The 25,417-nt window shown below is 72.1% G+C and carries 26 protein-coding genes; 10 read left to right on the plus strand and 16 right to left on the minus strand.

Going from position 1 to position 25,417, the window contains the following annotated elements; translation table 11 throughout:
- A partial coding sequence (locus tag ACZJYS_RS10325) for a universal stress protein (RefSeq protein ID WP_493177700.1) occupies positions 1–727 on the minus strand: 727 nt, incomplete at its 3' end.
- 522 nt (positions 728–1,249) lie between these two features.
- Here ACZJYS_RS10325 and ACZJYS_RS10330 point away from each other — a divergent pair.
- From ACZJYS_RS10330 to ACZJYS_RS10360, 7 genes are all read left to right on the plus strand, one after another.
- Positions 1,250–1,747: an Lrp/AsnC family transcriptional regulator gene (locus tag ACZJYS_RS10330; protein WP_493177701.1), complete on the plus strand. Its 498-nt coding sequence runs from the start codon at positions 1,250–1,252 to the stop codon at positions 1,745–1,747.
- Between the two features lie 272 nt (positions 1,748–2,019).
- A complete protein-coding gene (locus tag ACZJYS_RS10335; protein WP_379649057.1) occupies positions 2,020–2,868 on the plus strand; it encodes an ABC transporter permease in 849 nt (282 codons plus the stop codon).
- A gap of 8 nt (positions 2,869–2,876) precedes the next feature.
- Entirely contained in the window at positions 2,877–3,605 is a 729-nt protein-coding gene (locus ACZJYS_RS10340; protein ID WP_493177703.1) for an ABC transporter ATP-binding protein, read from the plus strand.
- Positions 3,605–4,747: an acyl-CoA dehydrogenase family protein gene (locus ACZJYS_RS10345; protein WP_493177705.1), complete on the plus strand. Its 1,143-nt coding sequence runs from the start codon at positions 3,605–3,607 to the stop codon at positions 4,745–4,747. The genes ACZJYS_RS10340 and ACZJYS_RS10345 overlap by 1 nt, the downstream gene beginning before the upstream one ends.
- Before the next feature lie 16 nt (positions 4,748–4,763).
- Positions 4,764–5,867: an LLM class flavin-dependent oxidoreductase gene (locus tag ACZJYS_RS10350; protein ID WP_493177707.1), complete on the plus strand. Its 1,104-nt coding sequence runs from the start codon at positions 4,764–4,766 to the stop codon at positions 5,865–5,867.
- Complete coding sequence (locus ACZJYS_RS10355) at positions 5,864–6,835, plus strand: ABC transporter substrate-binding protein (RefSeq protein WP_493177709.1); 972 nt, start codon at positions 5,864–5,866, stop codon at positions 6,833–6,835. The genes ACZJYS_RS10350 and ACZJYS_RS10355 overlap by 4 nt, the downstream gene beginning before the upstream one ends.
- A gap of 63 nt (positions 6,836–6,898) precedes the next feature.
- The gene (locus tag ACZJYS_RS10360; RefSeq protein WP_109517314.1) at positions 6,899–7,393 is read left to right on the plus strand and encodes a cupin domain-containing protein; all 495 of its coding nucleotides are present in this window, start codon (positions 6,899–6,901) and stop codon (positions 7,391–7,393) included.
- Positions 7,394–7,466: 73 nt separating this feature from the next.
- On the opposite strand, the gene ACZJYS_RS10365 is transcribed toward ACZJYS_RS10360, so the two are convergent.
- On the minus strand, positions 7,467–8,396 hold the full coding sequence (locus ACZJYS_RS10365; protein WP_493177711.1) for an MYG1 family protein: 930 nt from the start codon (positions 8,394–8,396) through the stop codon (positions 7,467–7,469).
- A gap of 135 nt (positions 8,397–8,531) precedes the next feature.
- Here ACZJYS_RS10365 and ACZJYS_RS10370 point away from each other — a divergent pair, with 135 nt between their 5' ends.
- Positions 8,532–8,915, plus strand: a complete 384-nt coding sequence (locus ACZJYS_RS10370) for a VOC family protein (RefSeq protein ID WP_379640805.1) — start codon at positions 8,532–8,534, stop codon at positions 8,913–8,915.
- Between the two features lie 59 nt (positions 8,916–8,974).
- Here ACZJYS_RS10370 and ACZJYS_RS10375 read toward each other — a convergent pair whose 3' ends face one another.
- The 8 genes from ACZJYS_RS10375 to ACZJYS_RS10410 all read right to left on the minus strand — a co-directional run bounded on the left by ACZJYS_RS10375 (position 8,975) and on the right by ACZJYS_RS10410 (position 15,516).
- The gene (locus ACZJYS_RS10375; RefSeq protein ID WP_493177713.1) at positions 8,975–9,859 is read right to left on the minus strand and encodes an MBL fold metallo-hydrolase; all 885 of its coding nucleotides are present in this window, start codon (positions 9,857–9,859) and stop codon (positions 8,975–8,977) included.
- A 14-nt stretch (positions 9,860–9,873) separates the two neighbouring features.
- Positions 9,874–10,800, minus strand: coding sequence for an SMP-30/gluconolactonase/LRE family protein (locus ACZJYS_RS10380; protein WP_493177715.1), 927 nt, complete (start codon positions 10,798–10,800; stop codon positions 9,874–9,876).
- Between the two features lie 74 nt (positions 10,801–10,874).
- The gene (gene catC / locus ACZJYS_RS10385) at positions 10,875–11,150 is read right to left on the minus strand and encodes a muconolactone Delta-isomerase (protein ID WP_109517319.1); all 276 of its coding nucleotides are present in this window, start codon (positions 11,148–11,150) and stop codon (positions 10,875–10,877) included.
- 12 nt (positions 11,151–11,162) lie between these two features.
- The gene (locus ACZJYS_RS10390; protein ID WP_493177716.1) at positions 11,163–11,897 is read right to left on the minus strand and encodes an ABC transporter ATP-binding protein; all 735 of its coding nucleotides are present in this window, start codon (positions 11,895–11,897) and stop codon (positions 11,163–11,165) included.
- On the minus strand, positions 11,894–12,643 hold the full coding sequence (locus ACZJYS_RS10395; RefSeq protein ID WP_109517321.1) for an ABC transporter ATP-binding protein: 750 nt from the start codon (positions 12,641–12,643) through the stop codon (positions 11,894–11,896). The genes ACZJYS_RS10390 and ACZJYS_RS10395 overlap by 4 nt, the downstream gene beginning before the upstream one ends.
- Positions 12,640–13,518, minus strand: a complete 879-nt coding sequence (locus ACZJYS_RS10400) for a branched-chain amino acid ABC transporter permease (protein ID WP_379640811.1) — start codon at positions 13,516–13,518, stop codon at positions 12,640–12,642. Before ACZJYS_RS10400 ends, ACZJYS_RS10395 begins: the two co-directional genes overlap by 4 nt.
- Positions 13,515–14,384 (minus strand): branched-chain amino acid ABC transporter permease, encoded by an 870-nt coding sequence (locus ACZJYS_RS10405; RefSeq protein WP_109517323.1) that lies wholly within the window; start codon positions 14,382–14,384, stop codon positions 13,515–13,517. Before ACZJYS_RS10405 ends, ACZJYS_RS10400 begins: the two co-directional genes overlap by 4 nt.
- Before the next feature lie 4 nt (positions 14,385–14,388).
- Positions 14,389–15,516: an ABC transporter substrate-binding protein gene (locus ACZJYS_RS10410; protein WP_493177718.1), complete on the minus strand. Its 1,128-nt coding sequence runs from the start codon at positions 15,514–15,516 to the stop codon at positions 14,389–14,391.
- A 401-nt stretch (positions 15,517–15,917) separates the two neighbouring features.
- Between ACZJYS_RS10410 and ACZJYS_RS10415 the strand changes: the two genes are divergently transcribed.
- Together ACZJYS_RS10415 and ACZJYS_RS10420 are read left to right on the plus strand one after the other, a co-directional pair.
- A complete protein-coding gene (locus ACZJYS_RS10415) occupies positions 15,918–16,760 on the plus strand; it encodes an IclR family transcriptional regulator domain-containing protein (RefSeq protein WP_493177719.1) in 843 nt (280 codons plus the stop codon).
- 175 nt (positions 16,761–16,935) lie between these two features.
- Positions 16,936–18,183: a hypothetical protein gene (locus tag ACZJYS_RS10420; RefSeq protein WP_493177721.1), complete on the plus strand. Its 1,248-nt coding sequence runs from the start codon at positions 16,936–16,938 to the stop codon at positions 18,181–18,183.
- A gap of 12 nt (positions 18,184–18,195) precedes the next feature.
- On the opposite strand, the gene ACZJYS_RS10425 is transcribed toward ACZJYS_RS10420, so the two are convergent.
- The 6 genes from ACZJYS_RS10425 to ACZJYS_RS10450 all read right to left on the minus strand — a co-directional run.
- Positions 18,196–21,381: a S8 family serine peptidase gene (locus tag ACZJYS_RS10425; protein ID WP_493177724.1), complete on the minus strand. Its 3,186-nt coding sequence runs from the start codon at positions 21,379–21,381 to the stop codon at positions 18,196–18,198.
- 120 nt (positions 21,382–21,501) lie between these two features.
- Positions 21,502–21,834, minus strand: a complete 333-nt coding sequence (locus ACZJYS_RS10430; protein WP_493177726.1) for an ArsR/SmtB family transcription factor — start codon at positions 21,832–21,834, stop codon at positions 21,502–21,504.
- Positions 21,831–21,941 (minus strand): cytochrome bd-I oxidase subunit CydX, encoded by a 111-nt coding sequence (cydX, locus tag ACZJYS_RS10435; protein ID WP_109517328.1) that lies wholly within the window; start codon positions 21,939–21,941, stop codon positions 21,831–21,833. The genes ACZJYS_RS10430 and cydX overlap by 4 nt, the downstream gene beginning before the upstream one ends.
- Before the next feature lie 19 nt (positions 21,942–21,960).
- Positions 21,961–23,109, minus strand: coding sequence for a cytochrome d ubiquinol oxidase subunit II (gene cydB / locus ACZJYS_RS10440; protein ID WP_493177727.1), 1,149 nt, complete (start codon positions 23,107–23,109; stop codon positions 21,961–21,963).
- A 6-nt stretch (positions 23,110–23,115) separates the two neighbouring features.
- Positions 23,116–24,699 (minus strand): cytochrome ubiquinol oxidase subunit I, encoded by a 1,584-nt coding sequence (locus ACZJYS_RS10445; RefSeq protein ID WP_493177728.1) that lies wholly within the window; start codon positions 24,697–24,699, stop codon positions 23,116–23,118.
- Between the two features lie 85 nt (positions 24,700–24,784).
- On the minus strand, positions 24,785–25,417 hold a 633-nt coding region (locus ACZJYS_RS10450), incomplete at its 5' end, for an ATP-binding cassette domain-containing protein (protein WP_493177730.1).

Consider the following 25,417-nt stretch of genomic DNA (forward strand, 5'->3'; position numbering starts at 1 on the left):
GCAGCAGCCAGCCGATATTGCCCGGCTCCACCACCGTCTCGACCCGGCCGCGCAGCGCCGGCGGAATGTCGGCATGCGCCAGGAAGGCGCGGCCTTCCGCGGCGGCCGCGGCGGCGGCCTCCTCCCGGCTCGCGGCGCGGCCCAGCAGGGCGGGGAAGGGCGCCTCATAGGCATGGAACAGCGTCAGCGGCAGGGCGGGGAAGAGCGCCGCCGCCACCAGCAGCGCGTGGCGCGAGCAGTCGGAGAAATCGGTCGCCACCAGCACGCGGGCATAGGGGGCGCGGGCGCGCTGCCGCACCGCCAGCACCGGCGCGGCGGACTGGCGCACCACCTCCTCCACCGTCGCCCCCGTCAGCAGCCGGCCCAGCGGCTCGGCGCGGGCCAGGCCGGTGACGACCAGCCCCGCCGCCTGCCGCCTGGCCACCGCCAGCACCAGCGCCGCCGGGTCGCCATGGCCGACGACCACCTCCGCCCCGGTGCCGGCCAGCTCCGCCTCCAGCAGGGTGCGGGCCTCGGCATCCGGGTCGCGCGGGCGGCGCCATTCGGGGGCGGTGCCGTCCGGGGCGCGGGGCAGCACGATGTCGATCGATTCCAGCGCGTGCACCGCGACCAGCCGCGCCCCCCACTGCCCCGCCAGCTGCACCGCGCGGTCCTGCGCGCGGTCGCAGCGCGCGCTCAGATCCGTGGCCAGCAGCACCGTCTCCGGCGCCTGCCTCGGAATGGCCATGCGGCGCTCCTCTCTTCCAGACCGTGCGCTCCGGTGCGCAGCCCCTGGATCAGATGGAGATATCGCAGACCTGTCAACAGCCCGGGCCCCGCACCCGCCGGCACGGGGCGGCCGGCGCGAGGGGGGGTGACGCTGCCCCTGTGGCGGGCACGACATCGCCGCCATGCAGGACATCGCTGCATTCCCGGCCGCGCTCCGGGGTGAGACCGCCCCGCCTCGGCCGCCGCTCTGGCTGCTGGTGCTGATCACCACCTCCGGCACGCTCGGCAGCCACATCTTGGTGCCGGCCCTGCCGCGGGCGGCGGCGGGGCTCCATGGCTGCAGCCAGATGGCGTTGGGCGCGCTGTGCGCGGCGCTCGCCGGCCATCGGCCCCGGCCTTGCCCTGGCGGCGGCCGCCGGCTTCGTGGCCTTCCTCGGCGCCCTTGCGGGCGGAGCGGCGGGGCCGGGCCATGGAGATGTGACCCTTGCCAGCCGGGGCGGCCCGCGCGACACCACCGGCCGGAACAGCGGGAGGCCCCAGCATGGACGAAGTGGACCAGCGCATCCTCGGCCTGCTGCAGGAGGACGCCACGCTTTCCGTGGCGCAGCTCGCCGACCGCGTCGGGCTTTCCGCCACGCCCTGCTGGAAGCGGGTGCAGAAGCTGGAGGCGCAGGGGGTGATCACCCGCCGCGTGGCGCTGGTGGCGCCGGAGGCGGTGGGGCTCGGCCTCAGCGTGTTCGTGGCCATCGAGGCGGGGGACCACACGCCGGACTGGCTCGCCCGCTTCAACGCCGCCGTCTCCGCCATGCCGGAGGTGATGGAGGTCTACCGCATGGCCGGCGAGGTGGACTACATGCTGCGCGTGGCGGTGGCCGACATGGCCGCCTTCGACGGCTTCTACAAGCGCCTGATCAACGCGGTGCCGCTGCGCAACGTCACCTCGCGCTTCGCCATGGAGCGCATCAAGCACACCACCGCTTACCCGCTGAACGGCCCCGCCTTCCGCGACCGCACGGCGCCGCCGGCGGCCGAGGAATAGCATTCCCCGCAACGCCCCGGCGGCGGGATGGGCATGCTCCCCCGGGCGGCAACTTTGGGAAACACAACTCTTTCCCGGCAGCGGCGGTGGTCCTAGCTTTCCGGCGATGATTCAGCACCCGATCAACCCGCCGCCGCGCCCCGTCGCTCCGGGCCGAATGCCCGGCCGCCGCCGCGCCGCGCGCTGTCGGGGCTGAGCCGGCCCCCGCCACCTCGCCCACGCAACACGACCCCGCCTGCCGACGGCCCCACCCGGGCCGCGAAGGAGCCAGCATGTCCGACACCCAGGCGGTTCCCGCGCCGCGTGGCCTCCTGCCCGGCGCCGCCGCCGGCCTCCGCCGCCCCACCCTGCGCCGTTCCGCGCTGCCGCCGAAGCTGCGCCGCTTCCTCTCGCCGCTGGTGCTGGTGCTGCTGTGGCAGGCGGCCTCGATGGCCGGGCTGATCGCGCCCCGCACCCTGGCCGCGCCCACCACCATCCTGGCCAGCGCCTGGGAGCTGACCCTCTCGGGCGAGCTGCCCTCCCACCTGCTGGTATCGCTCGGCCGGGTGCTGTCCGGGCTCGGCATCGGCCTCTCCGCCGGCATCGCCCTGGCGCTGGTCGCCGGCCTCTCGAAACTCGGCGAGGAGATCGTCGACGCGCCGATGCAGATGCTGCGCACCATGCCCTTCCTGGCGCTGGTGCCGCTGTTCATCCTGTGGTTCGGCATCGGCGAGACGCCGAAGATCGCGCTGGTGGCGCTCGGCGCCGCCTTCCCCGTCTACCTCACGCTGTTCTCCGGCATCCGCGGCGTGGAGCCCAAGCTGGTGGAGGCGGGGCGCATCTTCGGCCTCGACCGGCGCGGGCTGATCCGCCACGTCATCCTGCCCGGCGCGCTGCCCTCGGCGCTGGTCGGGCTGCGCTACGCGCTGGGCAGCGCCTGGCTCAGCCTCGTCATCGCCGAGCAGATCAACGCGACCGCCGGCATCGGCTTCCTGATCAACGACGCGCGCGAGTTCCTGCGCACCGACGTCATCGTGGTGGGGCTGCTGGTCTATGCGCTGCTCGGCCTCGGCGCCGATGCGCTGGTCCGCCTCGTCGAGCGCCGGGCGCTGGCCTGGCGCCCCAGCCTGGTGAAGGAGTGACCGCCGCCATGGCGCCGCAGAACAACAACGCTGCTCCGCTCCGCGTCCGCAACCTGACCCGCCGCTTCGGCGAGAACACGGTGCTGCACGGGCTGGATCTCGACCTCGCCCCCGGCAGCTTCACCGCGCTGCTCGGCCGCAGCGGCTCCGGCAAGAGCACCCTGCTGCGCACGCTGGCCGAGCTGGACCCGGCGCCTGAGGACGCCCGGCTGGAGCTGCCCCGCCCGGTGGCCGTGGCCTTCCAGGAGCCACGCCTGCTGCCCTGGAAGACGGTGTGGCAGAATGTCTCGCTCGGCCTGCCCGGCCGCGACGCCCGCCCCCGCGCCGAGGCCGCGCTGGAGGAGGTGGGCCTCTCCCACCGCGTCGAGGCCTGGCCCGCCACCCTCTCGGGCGGCGAGGCGCAGCGCACCGCCCTGGCCCGCGCCCTGGTGCGCTCGCCCCGCCTGCTGCTGCTGGACGAGCCCTTCGCCGCGCTCGACGCGCTGACCCGCATCCGCATGCACGCGCTGGTGCTGGAGTTGTGGCGCCGCCACGGCCCCACCACCCTGATCGTGACGCATGACGTGGACGAGGCCGTGCTGCTGGCCGACCGCGTGCTGGTCCTGGAGCACGGGCGCATCGCCGAGGATGTGGCGGTGGAGCTGCCGCGCCCGCGCCGCCATGCCGACCCCGGCTTCGCCGCGCTGCGCCGGCGGCTGCTGGAGGCGCTGGGCGTCTCGCTGGAGGAGGCGGCGTGATGGACGGCCTGGCCCAGCCCGCGCCGCTGGCCGATCTGGTCCGCGCCTTCGCCGCCGGTGCCGCCGCGCATGACCGCGCCGGCAGCTTCCCGCACGAGAATTTCGCGCTGCTGCGCGAGGCCGGGCTGCCCGGCCTGACCGTGCCGCGCCGCTGGGGCGGCGAGGAGGCGGGCCTCGCGCGCTGCACCGCCGTCATCGGCACCCTGGCCGGGGGTTGCCCGGCCACCGCGCTGGTGCTGGCCATGCAGCTCATCCAGCTCCGCACGCTGCTGGCCGACCCTGCCTGGCCCGAGGCGCTGCGCGCCCGGCTGGCGCGCGAGGCGGTGGAGGAGGGGGCGCTGTTCAACGCGCTGCGGGTGGAGCCTGAGCTCGGCACCCCCGCGCGCGGCGGCCTGCCCGCCACCATCCTGCGCCGCTCGCCGGAAGGCTGGCGCCTCTCGGGCCGCAAGATCTACTCGACCGGCGCGCCCGGCCTGCGCTGGATGCTGGTCTGGGCCCGCACGGACGAGGCCAGCCCGCGCACCGGCCTGGCGCTGGTCGAGGCCGGCACCCCCGGCCTGCGGATCGAGGAAAGCTGGGACCAGGCGGGGCTGCGCGCCTCGGGCAGCCACGACGTGATGTTCGAGGAGGTGGCCCTGCCGCTGGCCCAGGCGCCGGACCTGCGCCCGCCGGCCGACTGGGCACGCCCGGATGCCGCCGTGGCGGCCTGGAACACCCTGCCCATCGCCGCGCTCTACACCGGCGTGGCCCGCGCGGCGCGCGACTGGCTGGTGTGGTTCCTGCGCGATCGCGTGCCGGGCAGCCTCGGCGCGCCGCTCGCCACCCTGCCACGGATGCAGGAGGCGGTGGGCCGCATCGAGGCGCTGCTGCTGGCCAATGACCGGATCATCGCCTCGGCCGCCGCCGCCCAGGATGCCGGGGAGGGGCCTTCCGCCGCCGAGAGCGGGCTGATCAAGACGCTCGCCGCCGAGAACGCCATCCAGGTGGTGCAGGAGGCCGTGGCGCTCTGCGGCAACCATGCGCTCGCCCGCGCCAATCCGCTGGAGCGGCACCTGCGCGACGTGCTCTGCGCCCGCATCCACACGCCCCAGCCCGACGCCGCCCACACCCTCGCCGGGCGCCTCGCCCTCGGCCTGGCCTGAACACCGGAGGACCGCCATGAGCCATCCGCTCGAATTCATCGGCATGATCCAGCCGCGCCAGCAGTCGGAAATCCACCCGGCCAGCGGCCCGGCCATCGACCCCGGCTATCTGCGCGCCTCCGCCCAGGCGCATGACCAGGGCGGCTTCGACCGCATCCTGATCGGCTGGTACAGCAACGGGCCGGACGGGCTGCAGCTCGCCACCCATGCCGCCGCGCACACCGAGAAGGTGGGCTTCCTCGTTGCCCACCGCCCCGGCTTCCAGGCGCCGAGCACGGCGGCCCGCGCCTTCGCCACGCTCGACCAGCTCAGCGACGGCCGCGCCGCCCTGCACGCCATCTCGGGCGGCGACGACACGGACCAGGCGCGCGACGGCGACTGGCTGAACAAGGATGACCGCTACGCCCGCACGGACGAATACCTGTCCGTCCTGAAGGCCATCTGGACCGCCAAGGGTCCGGTGGACCACGAGGGGGAGTACTACCGCATCAAGGGTGCCTCGTCCGAGGTGCGGAGCGTGCAGCAGCCGCACATCCCGCTCTATTTCGGCGGCGCCTCGGAGGCCGCGCTGCGCGTGGCCGGCCGCCACGCCGATGTCTATGCCCTGTGGGGCGAGACCCGCGCCCAGGTGCGCGAGATCGTGGCGCGGGTGCGGGCCGAGGCGGCGAAGCATGGGCGCGAAAAGGACGTGCGCTTCAGCCTCTCCTTCCGCCCGATCCTGGCGGAGACGGAGAGCGCGGCCTGGGAGAAGGCGGAGCGCATCCTGCACCGCATCCGGCAGGTACGCGGCCAGGCGGCGCTCGGTGCCGGCGGCACGGCGCCGCAGAATGCCGGCTCGCAGCGCCTGCTGGACGCCGCCGCGCTGGGCGACCGGCCGGAGGGGCGCCTCTACACCGCCATTGCGCGGGAGACGGGGGCACGGGGCAACACCACCGCCCTCGTCGGCACGCCGGAGCAGGTGGCGGAAGCCTTCCTCGAGTACCACGAGCTCGGCGTCTCCACCTTCCTCATCCGCGGCTTCGACCCGCTGGAGGATGCGGTGGAATACGGCCGCTCCCTGCTGCCCGCCACGCGCCGCCTGCTGGCGGAGCGGCTGAAGAAGAAGGACCTCGCGGCATGAGCCTGCACCTGAACCGCCGCGCCCTGCTGCTGGGCGCCGCCGCGCTGGCGGCGCCGCTGGCCGCCCCCCGCCTCCTCCGCGCCCAGTCCCCGCTGCGCGTCGGCGACCAGCGCGGCAATGCCCGCGCGGTGATGGAGGCCGCCGGCGTGCTGAAGGACCTCGAAGGCCGCATCACCTGGAGCGAGTTCCCCGCCGCCGCGCCGCTGGTGGAGGCGCTGAACGCCGGCGCCATCGACACCGGGCTGGTGGGGGATGCGCCCTTCACCTTCGGCGCCGCCGCCGGCGTGCCGGCCAAGGCCATCGCCGCCACGCGGCAGAAGCAGGACGGGCTCGCCATCCTGGTGCCGAAGGACAGCCCCGCGCGCTCCTTCGCCGACCTGAAGGGCAAGCGCATCGCCACGGGGCGCGGCTCGATCGGCCACCAGCTGGTGCTGGCGGCGCTGGAGGCGAACAAGCTGCCGCAGGATGCCGTGACCTTCGTCTTCCTGCTGCCTTCGGATGCCAAGGCGGCCTACAGCAGCGGCGCGGTCGAGGCCTGGTCCACCTGGGAGCCCTATGTCTCGCAGGAGGAGGTGCTGGCCGGCTCCCGCCGGGTGCAGGACGGCAACGGCATCACCCCCGGCCTCAGCTTCCAGGCGGCGCGGGACGACGCCATCGCCGCCCGCCGTCCGGAGCTGGAAGACTTTGTCCGTCGCCTCGCCCGGGCGCGGGCCTGGGCGAACGGGAACATCCCCGCCTATGCGAAGAGCTGGTCCGAGCTGATGAAGGTGCCGGAGCCGGTGGCCCTGCAATGGTTCGAGCGCGCCCGCACCCGCGTGGTGCCGATCGACGACGCGGTGGTGGCGGACGAGCAGGGGAATATCGATCTTTATACCCGCGCGGGGCTGGTGCGCCGGCGGGTTCGCGCCGAGGATATCCTCGACCGGAGCTTCGCGGCGGCGATCGCCGCGGGTAACGCGGCGGCATAACACCTGCCGCGGGCAACGCGGCGGCCTGAGACCCGCCGCCGGATCGAGAGGGAGCCAGACACCATGCCGCATGACGGCCACGACCACAGCCATGACGTCCCCGAGGATGGCTGGAAGCACAGCGGCGTCCGGGTGATCCCGGGCGACAGCCTGGACACCAACACCGCCAGCACGCCGGGCATGAACCGCGCCGCCGCCATCAACGCGGCGCGCGTGGGCGCGCAGAAGATCTGGGCTGGCACGGTTCACATCCATGCCAACGCCAAGACCGGCGCGCACCACCACGGCCCGCTGGAGAGCGTGATCTACGTGGTCAAGGGCCGCGCCCGCATGCGCTGGGGCGAGAAGCTGGAATTCGTGGCCGAGGCCGGCCCGGGCGACTTCATCTACGTGCCACCCTACGTGCCGCACCAGGAGATCAACGCCTCCACGGACGAGACGCTGGAATGCGTGCTGGTGCGCTCGGACAACGAGGCGGTGGTGGTGAACCTCGACATCGAGCCGGCGGAGAAGCCGGAGAACGTTCCCTGGATCGATCCGATCCACAAGCATCCCTGAGGCTGCGCGCAGCGGACGGGAAAGGGCCGGGGCGGGGACGCCCCGGCCCTTTCCGCATTCAGCTCCCCAGGATTCAGCTTCCCAGGGCGATGGCCTTGCGCGCCATCTCCCGCGCGCCGTCCCGCGTGCGGGCGGCGCCGACGAAGCGGCGCAGATGCGTGAACACCGCATCCGGCACGCCACTCGCCTCAGCCAGCGCCGCGTCCTGCAGCCCGGCCCAGGCCTCCGGCAGCGGCAGGCGCTGGGCGAAGGAGCCCGGCTCGGGCGGCATGGCATCGACCATCCAGTTGCCGTTCGAGGCGGGGTAGAGGGCGAAGAGCACCGGCAGGTTGTGGGTGAAGACGGCGCCCTTCCAGGGCATGCCGCGCTCCAGCTCCAGCACGCGCGGGTCGGCGGAGCGGGCATGGGCGGCCAGCACCTCGGCATCGGCCGCCATGCGGCCGCGCAGCACCTCCACCCGGCGGCGCAGCACGCCCTCGGCCAGGGCGACGGCTTCCAGGAAGGCGGCATCGGCCGCGGCGTCGCCGCCCGCGGAATCCCAGCCCGGGTTGAAGTCGCCGACGAGAGCGGCGAGGCCCAGCACGTCCCGCTCCGGCGCCGTGCCGTTGTCGATCTCGTCGATGCGGCGGACCACCGCCTGGTCGATCTCGGCGGCGATGGCGGCGGCGAGGCCGGCGGCCTCCGGCGGCAGGATCGCCCGCACGGCGGCATGGCCATGGGTCTGCCAGATCAGCCCGGCGGCGCTGTAGGGGGTGCCGTCGGCGCGGGTGGGGGCGCCGCGCTGGTGGTGGTCGAAGCGCCGGGCCTCGGCATCGTAGCGGGCGCCGACATCCCAGACGATGTCCGCCGCGGCGATGAGGGCGGCGTCCCGCGTGCGGGTCAGCTCATGGTCCTCGCCCGCCTTGCCCAGCCCCAGCGCCAGGCGCAGCACGCCATAGGCGAAGACCTCGTCGCAATGGAACTTGCCGCTGTGGGTGACGAGGCGGAGGCGGGGCTGGGACATGAGGGCGGATTTCCAGTCGGGAGCGGAGCGGCAGCAGCTACACGCTTCCGCGCCCCGCGTCAGCCCCGCCGCGGCGGTTTGACGCTGGGCCGTGCTTGTCGGACAAGTGGAGGCTCATCCAAGGAGGACGCGGGAATGACCGCCTGCCGCATCGACCACCTGCACCTGCGCAGCCCCGACCCGGAGGCGGCCGCCCGCTTCTATGTCTCGGCGCTGGATGCGCGGGAGACCGGCCGCCAGGACGTCAACGGCGCGCTGCGGATCATGCTGGATCTCGGCGGGCTGATGCTGTTCATCGAGGCCGTGCCGCCCGAGACGCCGAAGCCGCCGCCGGCGCCCTTCCAGGGCATCGAGCATATCGGCCTGACGGTGCCGGACCTGGATGCCGCCATTGCCGAACTGGCGGGGAAGGGCGTGCCGCTCACCTCCGGCCCGCGCGAGGTGCGCCCCGGCCTGCGCATCGCCTTCATCGACGCCCCCGACAAGGTGCGCATCGAGCTGCTGGAACGCCGCGGCTGAACTGACAGAAAAAGATGAGAGGGGTCCGGGGAGAGAATTCCTTCTCTCCCCGGTCTTCCTCAGAAGGCAAGGTCCCTGGCCTCCGGCACCAGCCGGTAGCCCTGGGCGTCCTTCGCCAGCCGGGCGCAGCCCGGGAAATGCACGTGCATCCCCACGAAGCGCTGCCGGTCGGCGGCCACCCGGTCGAAGACGCGGCGCCGTGTCTCGGCGGCCTGGGCCGGGTCCACGTCGAACTGCATGGTCACCTCCGGCCGCGCCACCTGCACTTCCGGCACATGCACGATGTCGCCCCAGATCAGCAGGCTGTCCTCGCCGGAGGCGATCAGGTAGCCGCAATGCCCCGGCGTGTGGCCGGGAAGATGCACGGCGGTGACGCCGGGGAAGATCTCCGCCCCGTCCGCGAACAGGGCCAGCCGGTCGCGGTAGGGCGCGACCTGGGTGCGGGCGGCGGCGAAATAGGGCACGCCCTGGCCGCTGGCGCCGGCGCGGCTGGCGGCGCCGTCATCCTCCCAGTAGGCCAGCTCCGCCGCGTGCATCCCGAGCGTCGCGCCGGGGAAGATGGCCTGGCCCGAGGCATCCGCCAGCGCGTTGGAATGGTCGGGGTGGAGATGGGTCAGCAGCACCGTGTCGATCTCGCCCGGCGCCAGGCCGGCGGCGGCGAGGTTGCCGAGCATCTTCCCGGCGCTCGCCTGGAGGCTGCCGCCGCAGCCGGTATCCACCAGCGCCGCCCGCCCGCCGGCGCGGATCAGGAAGGTGTTGACGGAGGTGCGGCGCGGCGTCGGCCGGAAGCTCTCCGTCAGCAGCCGGTCGATCTCCTCCGGCGCGATGTTCTGCAGCACCGCGTTGGAGGCGTTGAGGAAGCCGTCGCTGACGGCGGTGACGACGATCTCGCCGACACGCAGATGGTGCAGGCCGGGAACCTGCTCGGTGGGAAGCGGGGGCAAGGGGCGTCGTCCTCTCAGGCCGTCTCGTGGTTCAGCACCAGCCCGGCCTCGTGCCACGGCATCGAGACCAGCTTGCCGGTGGTGGAGAGGGTGATGTAGGCGGTGCGCCGGTCCGCGCCGCCGAAGCAGATGTTGGTGGGCATCACCTCTGGCATCTTCTCGACATGCAGGATCTGGCCATCGGGCGAGACGGTGGTGATCTCGCCGCTCACCAGGGTCGCCACGCAGATATTGCCGGCGGCGGTGACGGCCAGGCTGTCCAGCCGCCGGAAGCCGGGGAACTGGCAGACCAGCGTGCCGCCATGCACCACCGGCCAGGGGTTCTTGCGCAGCTTACCGGGGCCGAGGATCTCCCAGGACCAGAGGCGCCCCGTCTCCGTCTCCGCCACATACAGGGTGCGGCCATCGGGCGAGAGGCCGATGCCGTTGCCGCCGCCGGGGATGGGGTGCGCCGCCTCGACGATGCGCGAGCCATCCGCCGCTGCCCAGTAGACGCCGCCATGGTCGCGGTCCCGCGCCCGCACCTTGCCGAGATCGGTGAACCAGAAGCCGCCCTGGTTGTCGAACACCAGGTCGTTCGGGCCGCGCAGGGGGCGGCCATCGCATTCGGTGTAGAGCACCGTGACCGCGCCCGTGGCGGGGTCGATGCGCTCGATGCGGCCGCCCGAGTAATCCTCGGGCTGGTGCGTGGGGCGCAGGAGGCCCGGCTCCTCGTGCCAGCCGAAGCCGCCATTGTTGCAGAGGTAGAGCTGGCCGTCCGGGCCCATCGCCAGGCCGTTCGGGCCGCCGCCGGGGCGGGCGATGACGCTGCGCGTGCCGTCCGGCGCGATGCGGCTGACCACCTGGGCGGCGATCTCCACCAGGGCGATGGAGCCGTCGGGCAGCGCCACGGGGCCCTCGGGGAAGCGCAGCCCCTCGGCCAGAACCTTCAACTCAGACATGTTCGACGTTCCTCAAGCCAGCAGAAGTGCGGGGGAAGGAATTCCCCCGCACCCCCATCTTCTTTCTGCAAGTTTCAGATCGCGGAGGGGTGGCGGGCCAGCGGCGTCACCTGGATGTCCATGTAGGGGAACAGGGGCAGGCTGCTCAGCAGCGCGTGCAGCGCATCGGCGTCCGGTACATCGATGATCGAGATGTTGGCGTAGCGGCCGGCCACACGCCACAGATGCGGCCACTTGCCCTGGCGCTGGAGGTCCTGCGCCACGGCCTTCTCGCGCGCCTTGATGTCGTCGGCCTGCGCGGCGGGCATGTCGTGCGGCAGGCGCACTTCCATCTGCACATGAAACAGCATCGCGTCGTCTCCTCAGAACATTTCCATCAGTTTCGCATTGTCGGACAGGTCGGCCGGCACGCCGCGGAAGATGATGCGGCCGGATTTCATCACCGCCACGCGGTCGGAGACCGCGAAGGCCTCGCCCACATTCTGCTCCACCAGCAGGATCGTCATGCCGCTGCGCTGTTGCAGCGCGCGGATCGGCGTCATCAGGTCCTGGAAGGTCTTGGGCGCCAGGCCGATGGAGGGCTCGTCCAGCAGCAGGATGGAAGGGCGGGAGAGCAGCGCGCGGCCGATCGAGACCATCTGCTGCTGCCCGCCCGAGAGGGTGCCGGCGCGCCGCGTCCAGAACTCGCGGATGCGCGGCAGCACCTCCAGCACCTCCTCGGTGCGGCGGGCGCCCTCGGCGGCGTCGAGCCGGGCGGACCACAGCGCCAGCTCGAAATTCTCCCGCACCGCGAGGCCGGGGAAGACGCCGCGCCCCTCGGGCACGAAGGCCACGCCCTCGCGCGCCATCTGGTCCGGGCGCGGCACGATGGTCTGCCCGCGCAGATGGATGCTGCCGCTGTTCGGCGTGAGCAGGCCGAACAGCAGCTTCATCAGCGTCGACTTGCCGGCGCCGTTGTGGCCGACGAGGCAGAGCACCTCGCCCTGCGGCACCTCGAGGTCGAGACCCGAGAGCACCTCGCGCCCGCCATAGCCGGCGCCGAGGCCGCGCACGGCGAGCGCCGGCGGCGCCGCCTGCGGCTGGAGTGAGGCGCTCATGTGCGGCGCTCCCCGAAATAGATGCCGATCAGCTCCGGATCGCGCAGGATCTCCTGCGGCTCGCCCTCGGCCAGCTTGGCGCCACGGTCGAGGAAGGCGATGCGGTCCGCGAGCTCCGTGACGATGTCGAGGTTGTGCTCGATCAGGCAGATGGTGACGCCCTCCGCCGCCGCCTGCCGCACCAGCGAGACGAAGCGGGCGCGCGAGTTCACGTCGAGCCCGGAGGCCGGCTCGTCGAGCAGCCAGATGCGCGAGCCCGTCGCCAGGATGCGGGCCACCGAGAGGAATTTCCGCTCGGCATAGGCGAGGTCCATGGCCCGCGCCCCGGCCTGGGCGGTGAGGCCGGTGCGCTCCAGCGCCTGGTCCACCGCCGCCTCCCGCGCGCGGCGGGCGGAGCGCCCGCCCGGCTGCCACAGCCAGGCGGTGTGCTCGATGGCGGCGAGCACGTTCTCTCGCACCGTCATGCGGCCGAACAGCCGCAGGTCCTGGAAGCTGCGCGCCACGCCCATGCGGGCGATGTGGTGCGGCGAGCGGCCACGGATCGAGGCGCCATCCAGCAGCACCTCGCCGGAATCGGCCTCGATGTTGCCGGTGATGAGGTTGAACAGCGTGGTCTTGCCCGCGCCATTCGGCCCGACCAGCGCGGTGAGCACGCCGGGGCGCAGGTCCATGTCGACCTTCTGCACCGCGGCCAGCCCGCCGAACTTCTTGTCCAGCCCGCGGACGGAGAGCAGCGGCGCGCTCATCGGCGCCCCGCCGACTGGCCGGCGATGCCCGCGGGCCGGAAGATCATCAGCAGTGCCATGGCCAGACCGTAGATGAACTGTTGCACCGCGCCGATCTGCGTCGGCGGGATGAAGGGCAGGAAGGAGAGTGCGGCGGGCAGCAGCAGCAGCAGCAGCACGCCGACCAGCGGCCCCGCCAGCGTCGCCGTGCCGCCGATAATGACCATGGCCATGATCAGGATCGACTGCTCCAGCGTGAAGCTCTCGACGTTGACGAACATCATGTAGAAGGAGAACAGCGCGCCGCCGACGCCGGCCAGGGCGCAGCCCAGCACCACCACCAGCGTCTTGAGCTGCCGCACATCCTTGCCGAAGGCCTCCGCCGCGCTCTCGCTGTCGCGGATCGCCATCAGTGCGCGGCCGAAGCTGCCGCGCATCAGCAGGCGGATGGCGAGCAGGATCAGCCCGAGGATGATGAGGCAGAGGGTGAGGAAGGTGCCCTGCGCCGAGACATCGAAGCCGAGCAGCGTGGGCAGCGGGATGCCGACCAGCCCGCCATGCCCGCCGGTGAAGCCGTGCGCCTCGGAGAACACCGTCACCGCCATCATCTGCAACCCGAGGCTGGCGGCGACGAAATACTCGCCCCTTACGCGCAGCGCCGGCAGGGCGAGGCCGAGCGAGAGCAGCGCGGCCAGCGCCCCGCCCGCGAGGCAGGCCAGCAGCACATCCGGCACCACCAGCATGGCCACCTGCGCGCCGGCATAGGCGCCGAGGCCGAAGAACACCGCGTGCGCCACGCTGAAGATGCCGGCATAGCCGATCAGCAGGTTCAGGCTGGCGGCCAGGATGCCGAAGATGGTGGCCAGGGTGGCGAGGTTGAGGAGATAGGCGGTCATCGGGTCACCGCCTGGCCGAACAGGCCGCTGGGCTTGAAGAGGATGAAGGCGAACAGCACGACGAAGCCGGCGGCCGCGCTCCACTGCGTGTCCAGCACGCCGATGACGAGGTTCTCCACCACGCCCAGCAGCAGCCCGGCCAGCGCCGCGCCGCGCAGGCTGCCGATGCCGCCCACCACGGCGGCGGCGAGGCTGATCAGCATCACCTGGTGCGAGATGGCCGGCTGCAGGCCGGAGGTCATGGTGGTGAGGATGGCCCCCGGCACCGCCAGCGCCGAGCCCAGCCCGAAGGCGAGCATGGAGAGGCGGCGGGAGGAGAGGCCGTAGGCGCGCAGCAACTCCGGGTTTTCCGAGAGCGCGCGCAGGCCGATGCCGGCCCGCGTCCGCTCCAGGAACAGCGTGACCAGCACGAACAGCGCGATGGCGACGCCCGCCGCCACCCAGAAGATGTCGGCGAGATAGATGCCGGGCGCCACCTGCCGCGCCATCGTCAGCTCCGAGCTGACGCTGACGAAGCCGCGCCCGAAGCCCAGCTCGATGACGCTCTGCACCACGATGCTCATGCCGAAGGCGGCGACGAACACGGTGAAGAAGGAGCCCTCATGCCGCTGGATGGGCCGGTAGACGAAGGCATCCATCGCCAGGCCGAAGGCCACGGCAAGGGCCAGCGCGGCCAGGATGCCGACCGGCCAGGGCAGGCCGGCATCGGTGCAGGCGAGGTAGGCGTAGCCCGCCAGCGCGAAGGTGGCGCCATGCGCCACGTGGAAGACCCGCGTGGCGCCGAAGATCAGCGCGAAGCCCGCAGCGGTGAGCGCGTAGATGGCCCCCGTCTGCAGGCCGCTGATGAAAAGCTGAAGAAACAGCATCGAATCAGGCGATCTTCTGCAACCGGCCGCCGCGGATCTGGCCGATCTGCAGCGGCATGGCCATGGTGCCGCCATCCTCCAGCACGCCCTCGCCGCCGACCAGCGCGAAGCGCCGCACGCGCTGCAGCTCGGCCAGCAGGCTCTCGCCCGTCACTTCCGTGCCGGCCTTCTCCAGCCCCTGCGCCAGCAGCGCGAAGAGACGCATGGCGTTGTAGTAGTTCTGGTTGTAGCTGGTCGGGTCGCCATTGTGCTTGGCGCGCCAGTCCTTGACGAAGCGCTGCGTCACCGGGTCGCCCTGGTCCCAGTCGGAGACCTGGCTGGTGACGATCAGCCCCTCGCTCTCCGGCAGCCCCACGACGGAGGGGATGGTGCCGGCGGAATAGGTGATGATCTGCTGGGTGATGCCGTTGTCGCGCAGCTGCTTGATGATCTGCGACTGCTGCGCGCCATAGCTGGCGAAGTACACCGCGTCCGGCTTCGAATCCCGCACCCGCGCGGCGATGGCGGCGAATTGCTGCGTGGCGGGCGGGATGCTGTGCGCCCCCACCAGCTCGCCGCCTGTCTCGGCCAGACCCTTGCGCAGCTCCTGCACCACGCTGTTGCCCAGCGGGTCGTCCACATAGATCAGGGCGATGCGCTTGAGCTTCTCCTTCTGCAGCCAGGGCAGCAGGGCGCGCACCTCCTGGTTCACCAGCGGGATGACGTTCCAGTAGTAGGGCGAGAGGCCGGCGAGGTCGGGGCCGACGCCGCCGCCATTGACCATCATCACCTTGGCCCGCGTCCCGATCGGCGCCGCCGCCTTGGAGACGCCGGTGAAGCCGATCATCACCCACACGGCCTTGTCCACATTGGCCAGCTTGGTCATGCCCACCGCGCCGCCCTGCGGCGTGGCCAGGCTGTCCTGCACCGCCATGGTGATGGACCGCTTCAGCATGTTGTCGGCGCGGATATGCTCCAGCGCCAGCTCGATCCCCTTGGTGAACAGGCCGCCATACTCGGCGTTCGGCCCCGACATGGGGAAGAGCGTGCCCACCACATGCGGCGCGGACTGGGCGCTGGCGAGCCGTGGCGCCGCCAGCACCGCGGCGCCGGCCGCGACGAAGCCACGGCGGCTCAGGACATGCTTGTTCATGATCTGCTTCTCCTCCTGGACGTGTTCTGGCTGTCGGCCGGGGGAAGAGGGCCTGGCGGGGCGGGCGCAGGAGCCATCCCGTCCGGACGCGGCCATGCCTCCTTCCGCTGCGGTTCCGCGCATGGCGCACCTTCCTCCCCCGCCCGCGCTTGGTGCGCGGGACGCTGTTTCGTTATCGCGCGGCCTGTTCGCCGCATGGTCCATCTGCGGACAAATGTCCGGCAGACGGACAAGTGTCCGTTTCCGACCGCAACCTCGGACCCTCGCGCAAGGCCTGTCAAGAGTGAAGTTCCTTTGCGGCGCAACAAGCATTCGCTCTTGCCCCGCCGCATGAGGCGGCGTTAATCCGGCGGCGCTCCTTGTCGCGCATGACAGGGCGGCGCGTGGCGGAAAGGCAGGGCGTGCGAACGGATCCCGACCTCGCGGAGACAGGGCAGGACGGCGGCGGGCAGGACGCCGGCGAGACGGCGGGGGGCGGGGGAGCGCGCGGGCTCGAGTTCGTGCTGTCGCTGGAGCGGGGCCTGGCCGTGCTCTGCGCCTTCGGGCCGGGGCGGGAGCGGATGACACTGACCCAGGTGGCCGCGCTCACCGGCCTCAGCCGCGGCACGGCGCGGCGCTTCCTGCTGACCCTGGCGGAGCTGGATTTCCTGGCCAGCGACGGCAAGCTGTTCTGGCTGACGCCGAAGGTGCTGCGCTTCAGCCATGGCTACCTCGCCTCCTTCGGCCGCAGCGAGGCGGCGCGGCCGCACCTGCAGGCCATCAGCGACCACTTCAACGAAAGCTGCTCGCTGGCGGTGCTGGACGGGGCGGAGGTGGTCTATGTGGCGCGGGTCGAGGCGCGGCGCGTCTTCTCCTCGCGAATCGATATCGGCACGCGATTGCCGGCGCATTGCACGGCGCTGGGCCGGGTGCTGCTGGGCGGGCTGGAGCCGGAGGCGCTGGAAGCCTGGATGGCGCGCTACCCTCTGGCCCCCTGGACCGAGCGCACGGTGGTGGACCCCGCCCTGTTCCGGCAGCGCATCCAGGAGGCGCGGCGGCAGCGCCATGCCATCATCGATGGCGAGACCGAGCTGGGCAGCCGCTCCATCGCCGTGCCGGTGCCGGACCCCGCGGGGCGCACGGTCGCGGCGCTCAACATCGGCGCCTCGGCGGCGCGGGTCTCGCTGGCCCAGATGCGGCGGGAGATGCTACCCGCCCTGCGTGCCGCCGCCGAGCGCATCGCAACCCTGGCTTTGCCATGGTGAGGGAAAAATCCGCCGCGCGGTTGACGGGGCACAGCTTCGCGACTTGATTTTTGCCGTTATTCCATTGCAATGCCCACGCATGGCACTGCCCGCTTCCCGTTCTTCCCTGCCCCGTCTGCTGTCTTTCGGGGATTATGAGGGCGAATACTTCGCTTCCGCTTCGGCCACCCATCTCGTGGTTGCCCTGACGGGCGTCGGCGACGTACGGGAACGCCTGAAATCCTACGATTTCTACCGCACGCTGACCAACCGCCCGCAGGCGGACAGCCTGCTGCTGCGGGACCAGAGCCGCAGCTGGTTCCACAATCCCGCCGGGCGGGACGCGCTGATCGAGGCCTGCCGCGGCATCGTCAACGGGGGCGGCTATGCGACCGTCACCTTCCTCGGCATCAGCATGGGGGCCTATGGCGCGCTGAGCCTGGGCCGGCTGTTCCCGAGCGCGCGCATCCTGGCCATGTCGCCGCCCTTCTCGCTGGACACCGCCCGGCACGGGCGCAACGTGGTGCGCCACAAGCGCTGGCTGGATGCCAACGCCCTCCATGCGCCGACCGACCTCGACACGCCCGGCGAGAACGAGCACCTCATCCTGTTCGGCGATGCGGAACCGATCGACATCCTCAACCTCCAGCGGTTCCAGGCGGTCGGTTTTCCCGGCCTGTTCGTCTGCCCGGGGGGTGAGCACAACATCGGCGCCACGCTGCAGCGCCAGCGCCGCATGTCGCTGTTCATGGACCGGCTGGCCGCTGCCGCGCCGCTGGAGGAGCTGGCGGCCGTGGCCGGGGCCTACCCGGCCTATGGCGCCTGCCACGCGGTGCAGATGCTCCGCGCGCGGGCGCATCTCTACCGCGGCGAGATGGTCGAGGCCGACCACTGCCTCAACCTGGCGCGCTGGGCGGTGGGGGAGGCCTCGCCGCATCTGTCGCTGCTGTCCCTGCTGCGCCTCGGCCTCGGTGCGCCGCAGGGCAGCGCGGTGGAAGCCGTGGCCCGGCAGGCGCGCCATCTTCCCGGGCGCAGCGTTGCCGTCCCCGTGGAGGAAGGCTGGGAGCTGAGCTTCCGGAGTTCCGAGGCACGGCAGATCGGCGGCACCACCGTGCTGGGCCCGCTGGTGCTGGGCAGCCTGCGGCGGACCGTGCCCGGCCCGGACGGCGCCTGCACCCTGTCCTTCCGCGCCGAGGCGCCGCAGCTCCACAACGCCACGGGCTGGCGCGCGCTGGAGGTGTTCGGCGGGGAGGCGGAGGGCTATCCATGCCTGATCACCGCCGGGCCCGCGGAGGAGCGGGTGGAGATCCCTCTGGAACTGCGGGACGGGGCGGCGGAGTTCGTGCTGCGCCGTGGCTGCTTTGCCTCCGGCTTCGACGAGAAGGGCTCGGACGACCAGTTCGCCTGGTCGACCAAGCTGCGGGAGCCCCGCATCGCCGCCTGACCCACGGCCGCTTCAGCCCAGCAGGAAATCCTGCGCCGAGAGGGCGGAGAGCTGGATGCCCTCCAGCACCAGCGCGGTGCCGCTGGCGTCTTGCAGCAGCACGTCCGCGCCGGCCTGCTGCAGCCAGTAGCCCGCCGGCCAGCCGTCCGCCGCCGCCGGCGGGAAGCCCTGCAGCACCACCACATCGCCTTCGGCGGGGCGGAAATCGGTGATGTGGTCCGTGCCCTGGCCGGCCTGGAGGATGAAGCGGTCCGCGCCGCTGCCGCCTGTCAGGATGTCCGGCCCATGCCCCCCGTCGAGCGTGTCGTTGCCGCCCCCGCCGGACAGCCGGTTGGCCTGGGCATTGCCGAGGATGAGGTTGTCCAGTGCGTTGCCGGTGCCGCGCAGGGGCTGGCTGCCGCGCAGCACCAGCGCCTCCACCGCCTCGGGCAAGGTGTGGCTGATCCAGCTCTGCACCGTGTCCCAGCCTTCGCCGGCCTTCTCCATCACGGAATCCTTGGAGTGCGCGACGTGGAAGATGTCGTCGCCAAGCCCGCCGATCATCTGGTTGGTTCCGGCGCCGCCATGGAACTGGTCATTGCCGGCGCCGCCGAACAGCGTGTCGTTTCCGCCCTCGCCATAGAGGATGTCGTCGCCATCCTCGCCGGAGAGGATGTTGCCGGCCGCATTGCCGTAGAGGATGTTGTTCCCGGCATTGCCCGCGCCATCGAGCGCCTGCTCGCCCATCAGGCGGAGCTGCTCGATATTCGCCGCCAGGATGTGGCTGATCCAGCTCCGCACCGCATCGAGGCCTTCCCCCGGCCTTTCCACCACCAGGTCGCCGTTGTCGTCGACGATGTAGATGTCGTCGCCCATGCCGCCTTCCAGCCGGTCCGCCCCGGCGCCGCCATCGAGGGTGTCGTGACCCGCCATGCCGTGCACGGTGTCGTCGCCCGCGCCGGCGGTGATGATGTTGTTCTGGGCATTGCCGGCAATGGTGTTGGCCAGGCTGTTGCCGGTGCCGTGGATCTTCGCATTGCCCATCAGCTGGAGATGCTCGACATGCGCCGGCAGCACGAAGCTGGCCCAGCTCTGCACCGTGTCCGTGCCCTCGCCGGCCTTCTCCACCACTTCGTTGCCGGCGGCGGCGATCAGGTAGAGATCGTCGCCCGGGCCGCCGGCCAGGCGGTTGCGCCCGGCGCCTCCATCCAGCCGGTCATTCCCCGCGCCGCCGATCAGCGTGTCGTCGCCGCCGCGGCCCAGCAGCCAGTCGTCGCCGGCCCCGCCATCCAGCACATTGTTCGCCTCGTTCCCGATCAGCACATTCTCGCCGGCATTTCCGGTGCCGTTCAGCCGCTCGGCGCCCATCAGGCGCAGCCATTCCACGCCCGCCGACAGCCCGTGGCTGACGCTGGCTTCCACCGTGTCGAGCCCTTCCCCGGCGCGCTCCTCGATACGGTCGCCCGTGGAATCGACGATGTAGGTGTCGTTGCCGGCGCCGCCCGCCATCAGGTCGTTGCCGCTGCCGCCATCGAGGCGATCCTCGCCCTCGCCGCCGATCAGCGTGTCGTCGCCCGCCATGCCGCGCAGCGTGTCATTGCCGCGGTGGCCGTCGAGGCGGTTGGCGGCGGCATTGCCGATCAGCGTGTCGCCGCCATCGCCGCCATCGGCGTTCTCGATGCGCGTGCCGGGCGCCAGCACCAGCACCTGCCCGGCGATGCGGCTGGCCCCGCCCGGCGAGAGATCGATCAGCGAGGCGGTGGTGACGGCGGCGGCGTTCAGCGTATCGGTGCCGGCGTCATCCTGCAGGAGCGTCCGGCCCGGATCGGCGGCCACCTGCGCGGCATACTCATCGGTGAAGACATGCACCGTGTCGTCGCTGGCGGGCGCGCCGTAGAGCGTCAGCGACCAGCTCGCCAGCCGGCCGCCCGTCCCGGCGGCGAGGTCCTCCACCCGCAGCGTCCATTCGCCCCGCGCCTGCTCCCAGAGGAACTGCACGCTGCTGAAGGTGAAGACCAGGTGGCCATCCACCTCCTTGTAGCGGCCGAGGCCGAGCTGATCGAGCAGCACGCTCTCCGTGCCGCCCGGGGAGATCAGGGTGATCCGGAGCTGGCCGGGCCTGGCGTGGAGGAGGTCCACGGAGATCTCCGCCCGCTCGACCAGCAGATCACCCTCGATCGTCACACCCTGGCTGGCGGTGCCGAGATCGGGCAGGTCCAGCACCCCCCCGGAGGTGGCGCTGGCGGTGTGGAGACTGGCCTCGGTGGCCGGGGCGGTGCGCCAGCTTTCGGCCAGCCGCACCGCGGCCTGCGCATCCACCAGCCCGAAGCCGGCCCCGCGCGAGACATGCAGGCCGCCGCCGTTCCAGCCGGTGCCGGCATTGACCAGCCAGCCGGCGCCGGCGGCGTCCGTCACCCTGGCACTGAGGGCGAGGATGGTCTGCACGTCGCGGTAGCCGAGGGCGGGATTGGCCTCCAGCATCAGCGCCACGGTGGCCGAGACCAGCGGTGCCGCCCAGGAGGTGGCGCTGGCCGGGGCCACCACCAGCAACGCCGCGCCGGGGTTGGAGAAGGGCTGCACCGCGCCGGTGGAATCCGTGGCGCCGACGGCGATGCTGTGGCGGTTGTTGAGGTAGCTGTGGCTGTTGACGTCGTCGCCCGTGGCGCCGTTGTTCCCGGCGGAGCGCACGATGACGGTGCCGAGGCCGCCACGCCCCGCCGACGCCGCGTGCAGGATGGCGGCGGCGGCCCCGGCATACTCCGCGCTGCCGAAATCGTCGCGGAAGTACTCGCCCGAGCGGCTCCAGGAGTTCTGCGAGATATCGACCTGATGCTGCAGGGCCAGCAGCGCCGTCTCCTGCGCCACGGTGCGCGCATCCCGCGTGTCGAAGCGGTAGGCGACCAGCCTTGCACCGAAGGCGGCGCCGATATCGCCGATGCCGTTGTTGGCCCGCGCGCCGATGATGAGCGCGACCGTGGTGCCATGCTGGTCGCCGGAGGTGGTGCTGGCGTCGTCATCGCCCTCCAGGGCGTCGTAATCCGCCGCCACGTCCATCTGGCCGCCCAGATCGCGCAACGCGTAGTTGACGCCGGCATCGACGATGCCGATGCGGATGCCGGCGCCGGTGTACTGCGCATAGAGCGGTGTGGCGTTGATGCCCGTGCCGTCCTGAAGCTCCCACTGCGCGGCGTATCCGGGATCGTTGAAGGACCGTGCCACCACCTGCCTCCTGCCTGCTGTGCAGGAGGCAGGGGTAGGCAAGTGCCCGCTCCAATTGGTTAAAGAGGCACAAAGAGTCCTTTCCGTGCCCGGACGACGCCGGGGCGGCTTCGGAAGCCGTTATCGCGGGGTGCAGAACATGTCCCGCAGCAGGGCGAGAAGCCGGGCCACGCGCGGGTCGGCCACGCGGTAGTGGAGCGTGGTGCCTTCCCGCCGCGCCACCACCAGCCCATCCTCGCGCAGCCGGGCCAGATGCTGCGAGACACCCGGCTGCGACAGGCCGAGGCATGCCGTGAGCGCTCCCACCGTCATCTCGCCCGCCTCCGTCAGGTGGCAGAGCAGCAGCAGGCGCGGCTCGCTGGCCAGCTGCCGCAGCAGCGCCGCCGCCTGGGTGGCGCTGGCCTGCAGCTGGAGGGCCTCGGCCTGCGCCGGCATGGCCTCCCGCCCGCTCATGTCTCCGGCGCGCCGCGCCCTTCCTCCATCAGCTCGAACCACATGGCGTTCAGCACGGCGAAGGCGGCGGCGAGGGGGAGGCCCAGCAGCCAGGCGAAGTACCACATCGGGCGGTTTCCTTTCCGGTCAGTAGCTGTCGGCGCTGCCGCGCACGCTGTGCTCGTCCACCTTGCCCCACAACACCCGGTAGACCCAGGCGGTGTAGGCGAGGATGAGCGGCAGGAAGAGCACCGTGGCGACGAGCATGATGAACAGCGTCAGGTGCGAGGAGGAGCTGTCCCACACCGTCAGGCTGGAGCGGGGGTCGAGCGAGGAAGGCAGCAGGAAGGGGAAGAGCGACAGCCCCACCGTGCTGATGATGCCGAAATTGGCGAGCTTGCTGCACAGCAGGGTGCTCACCTCCCGCCCCGCCCGCAGGCCGAGCAGGGCGCCCAGCAGCCCCAGGAAGCCGCAGGCGGGGGCCAGCAGCATCCATGGGTGGGCGGCGTAGTTGGCGAGCCAAGCCGCCCCTTCCCGCGCCACCTCCTTCAGCAAGGGGGCGGAGGGGCCGGCGGGATCGACCGGGCTGGTGATGCGGTAGCCCGCCATCAGCGCCACCCACACGCCGCCGAGCGCGAACAGGCCGATCGCCGCCAGCGCCGCCACGCCGCCGTAGCGCCGGCCGCGCTCGGCGACCGGGCCGCTGGCCTTCAGCGAGAGCCAGGCGCCGCCATGCATCACCATCATGCAGAGCGAGAGCGCGCCGCAGAGCAGGGCGAAGGGGTTGAGCAGGCCAAGGAACGTGCCCTCGTAGCGGATGCCGTATTCCTCGGTGAGGCGGAAGGGCACGCCCTGCAGCACGTTGCCCACCGCCACGCCGAAGATCAGCGCGGGGACGAAGCCGCCGGTGAACAGCGCCCAGTCCCAGGCCGCGCGCCAGCGCGGGTCGTCGCGCTTGCCGCGGTACTTGAAGCCGACGGGGCGCAGGATCAGCGCCGCCAGCACCACGAACATGGCGAGGTAGAAGCCCGAGAAGGACACCGCGTAGAGCGGCGGCCAGGCGGCGAAGATGGCGCCGCCGCCGAGGATCAGCCACACCTGATTGCCCTCCCAGGTGGGGGCGATGCTGTTGATGGCGACGCGCCGCTCCATGTCGGTGCGGCCGACGAAGGGCAGCAGCGCGCCGACCCCGAGGTCGAAGCCGTCGGCCACGGCGAAGCCAATCAGCAGCACGCCGAGCAGCGCCCACCAGATCAGCCGCAGGGTGGGGTAGTCGAGCAGTTCATGCAGGATCATGGCACGTCACTCCGCCGGCAGGGCGCGCAGCGGCGCCGCGGGAGCTGCGGGATGCGCGGGAGCCGAGGATGCCGGTCCCTTGCGGATGGCCTTCAGCATCAGCCCCATCTCGACCACCGCCAGCACGCTGTAGATCAGGGTGAAGCCGGCGATGGTCAGCAGCACCTCGGTGACGCCGAGATGCGAGACCGCCATGGCGGTGGGCAGCACGCCCTCGATGATCCAGGGCTGGCGGCCGTATTCGGCGACGATCCAGCCCAGCTCGGCGGCGACCCAGGGAAGCGGGATGCTGCACACCGCCACCCAGAGCAGCCAGCGGTGCCGGTCCAGCCGGTGCCGGGCGGAGAGGTAGAAGAAGGTGGCGGTGAGCAGGATGAAGAACATCCCGAGCCCGACCATGATGCGGAACGACCAGAACAGCGGCGCCACCTGCGGCACCGTGTCCCAGGCCGCGCGGCTGATCTGCTCCGGCGTCGCCTGGCGCGGGTCGTCGAGGTAGCGGCGCAGCAGGTAGGCGTAGCCGAGCTGGCGGCCATGCGCCTCGAAAACCTGCTGCAGCGCCGCCGGCACCGCCGCGCCGCGCGGCAGGGCGCGGATCTGCTGGAGCGCGTCATAGGCCAGGATGCCCTGGCGCACCCGCTCCTCCGCCCGCGCCACCAGCGCCTTGATGCCCGGCACCTCGGTGTTCAGCGAGCGTGTGGCGATCAGCCCCATCAGGCCGGGGATGTGGATGGCGTAGTGCGTCTCGCGCGCCTCCTGGTCGGGGAAGCCGAAGGCGGTGAAGGCGGCGGGCGCCGGCTCCGTCTCCCACATCGCCTCGATGGCGGCGAGCTTCATCTGCTGGTGCTCGGTGGCCAGATACCCGCTCTCGTCGCCCAGCACGACGACGGAGAGCGAGGCGGCGAGGCCGAAGGAGGCGGCCACCGTCATCGAGCGCCGCGCCAGCGCCACGTGCCGCCCCTTCAGCAGGTACCAGGCGGAGACGCCGAGCACGAAGAGGGCCGCCGTGACATAGCCGGCCGAGACGGTGTGGACGAACTTCGCCTGCGCCACCGGGTTGAACAGCACGGCCCAGAAGTCGGCCACCTCCATCCGCATGGTCTGCGGGTTGAAGGCGGCGCCGACGGGATTCTGCATCCAGCCATTGGCGATCAGGATCCAGAGCGCCGAGAAGTTGGAGCCGAGCGCCACGGCCCAGGTGGCCGCGAGGTGGCCGAGCTTCGAGAGCCTGTCCCAGCCGAAGAAGAACAGCCCGACGAAGGTGGCCTCCAGGAAGAAGGCCATCAGCCCCTCGATGGCGAGCGGCGCGCCGAAGATGTCGCCGACATAGTGGCTGTAGTAGCTCCAGTTCATGCCGAACTGGAATTCCATGGTCAGCCCGGTGGCCACGCCGAGCACGAAGTTGATGCCGAACAGCGTGCCCCAGAAGCGCGTCATCTCCCGCCACACGGCGCGGCCGGTCATGACATAGACCGTCTCCATGATGGCCAGCAGGATCGACAGGCCGATGGTCAGCGGCACGAAGAGGAAGTGGTAGAGCGCGGTCAGGGCGAATTGCAGCCGTGACAACGCGACGACGTCGAGTTCCATCCGATCCCGCCGGGGTGCAGCCGGCGTCCTCTCGATGTTGCGGCCGGCGCCGGAGCGCGTCGGCCGTGAAGCCCGGGGCGGCGCCTCAGCCCGGGCGCAGCGCGGCGAGGGCGGCGGCGAAGCCCGCCTCGCCCCGCCGGTGCTCGCCCACGAGGCGGCCTTCCTCCAGCAGCAGCAGCCGGTCGGCCAGCGCGGCCTCGCGGCGCAGATGGGTGCAGATCAGCAGGCTCGCGCCTTCCGCGCGGGCGGCGAGGCGGGCCAGCACATCGGCGGCGAGGGCGCCGTCCATCCCCTCGGTCGGCTCGTCGAGCAGCCAGAGGGGGGCGCCGCGCAGCAGCAGCCGCGCCAGCGCCAGGCGGCGGGACTGGCCGCCGGAAAGCCCGGCGCCGCCCTCGCCCAGCCGCGTCTCCAGCCCTTCGGGCAGGGTGGCGACATGCGCGGCGAGGCCGGCATCGGCCAGCGCGCGCCAGAGGCGGGCATCGTCGGCCGTGGGGTCGGCCAGCAGCAGGTTGCCGCGCAGCGTGTCCTGGAACAGTTCCGTCCGCTGGGTCAGCAGGGTGGTGGGCAGGGCGGCGACATGGCCCTCCCAGGCGGGCAGCTCGCCGGCCACCAGCGCCAGCAGGCTGGATTTGCCCGCGCCGCTGGCGCCGATGACCGCCACGCGCTCACCCCGTGCCACGCGCAGGCTGATGCCGTGCAGCGCCGGGCGGGCGGCGCC

This window comes from Roseomonas sp. TS2 (assembly GCF_058833935.1).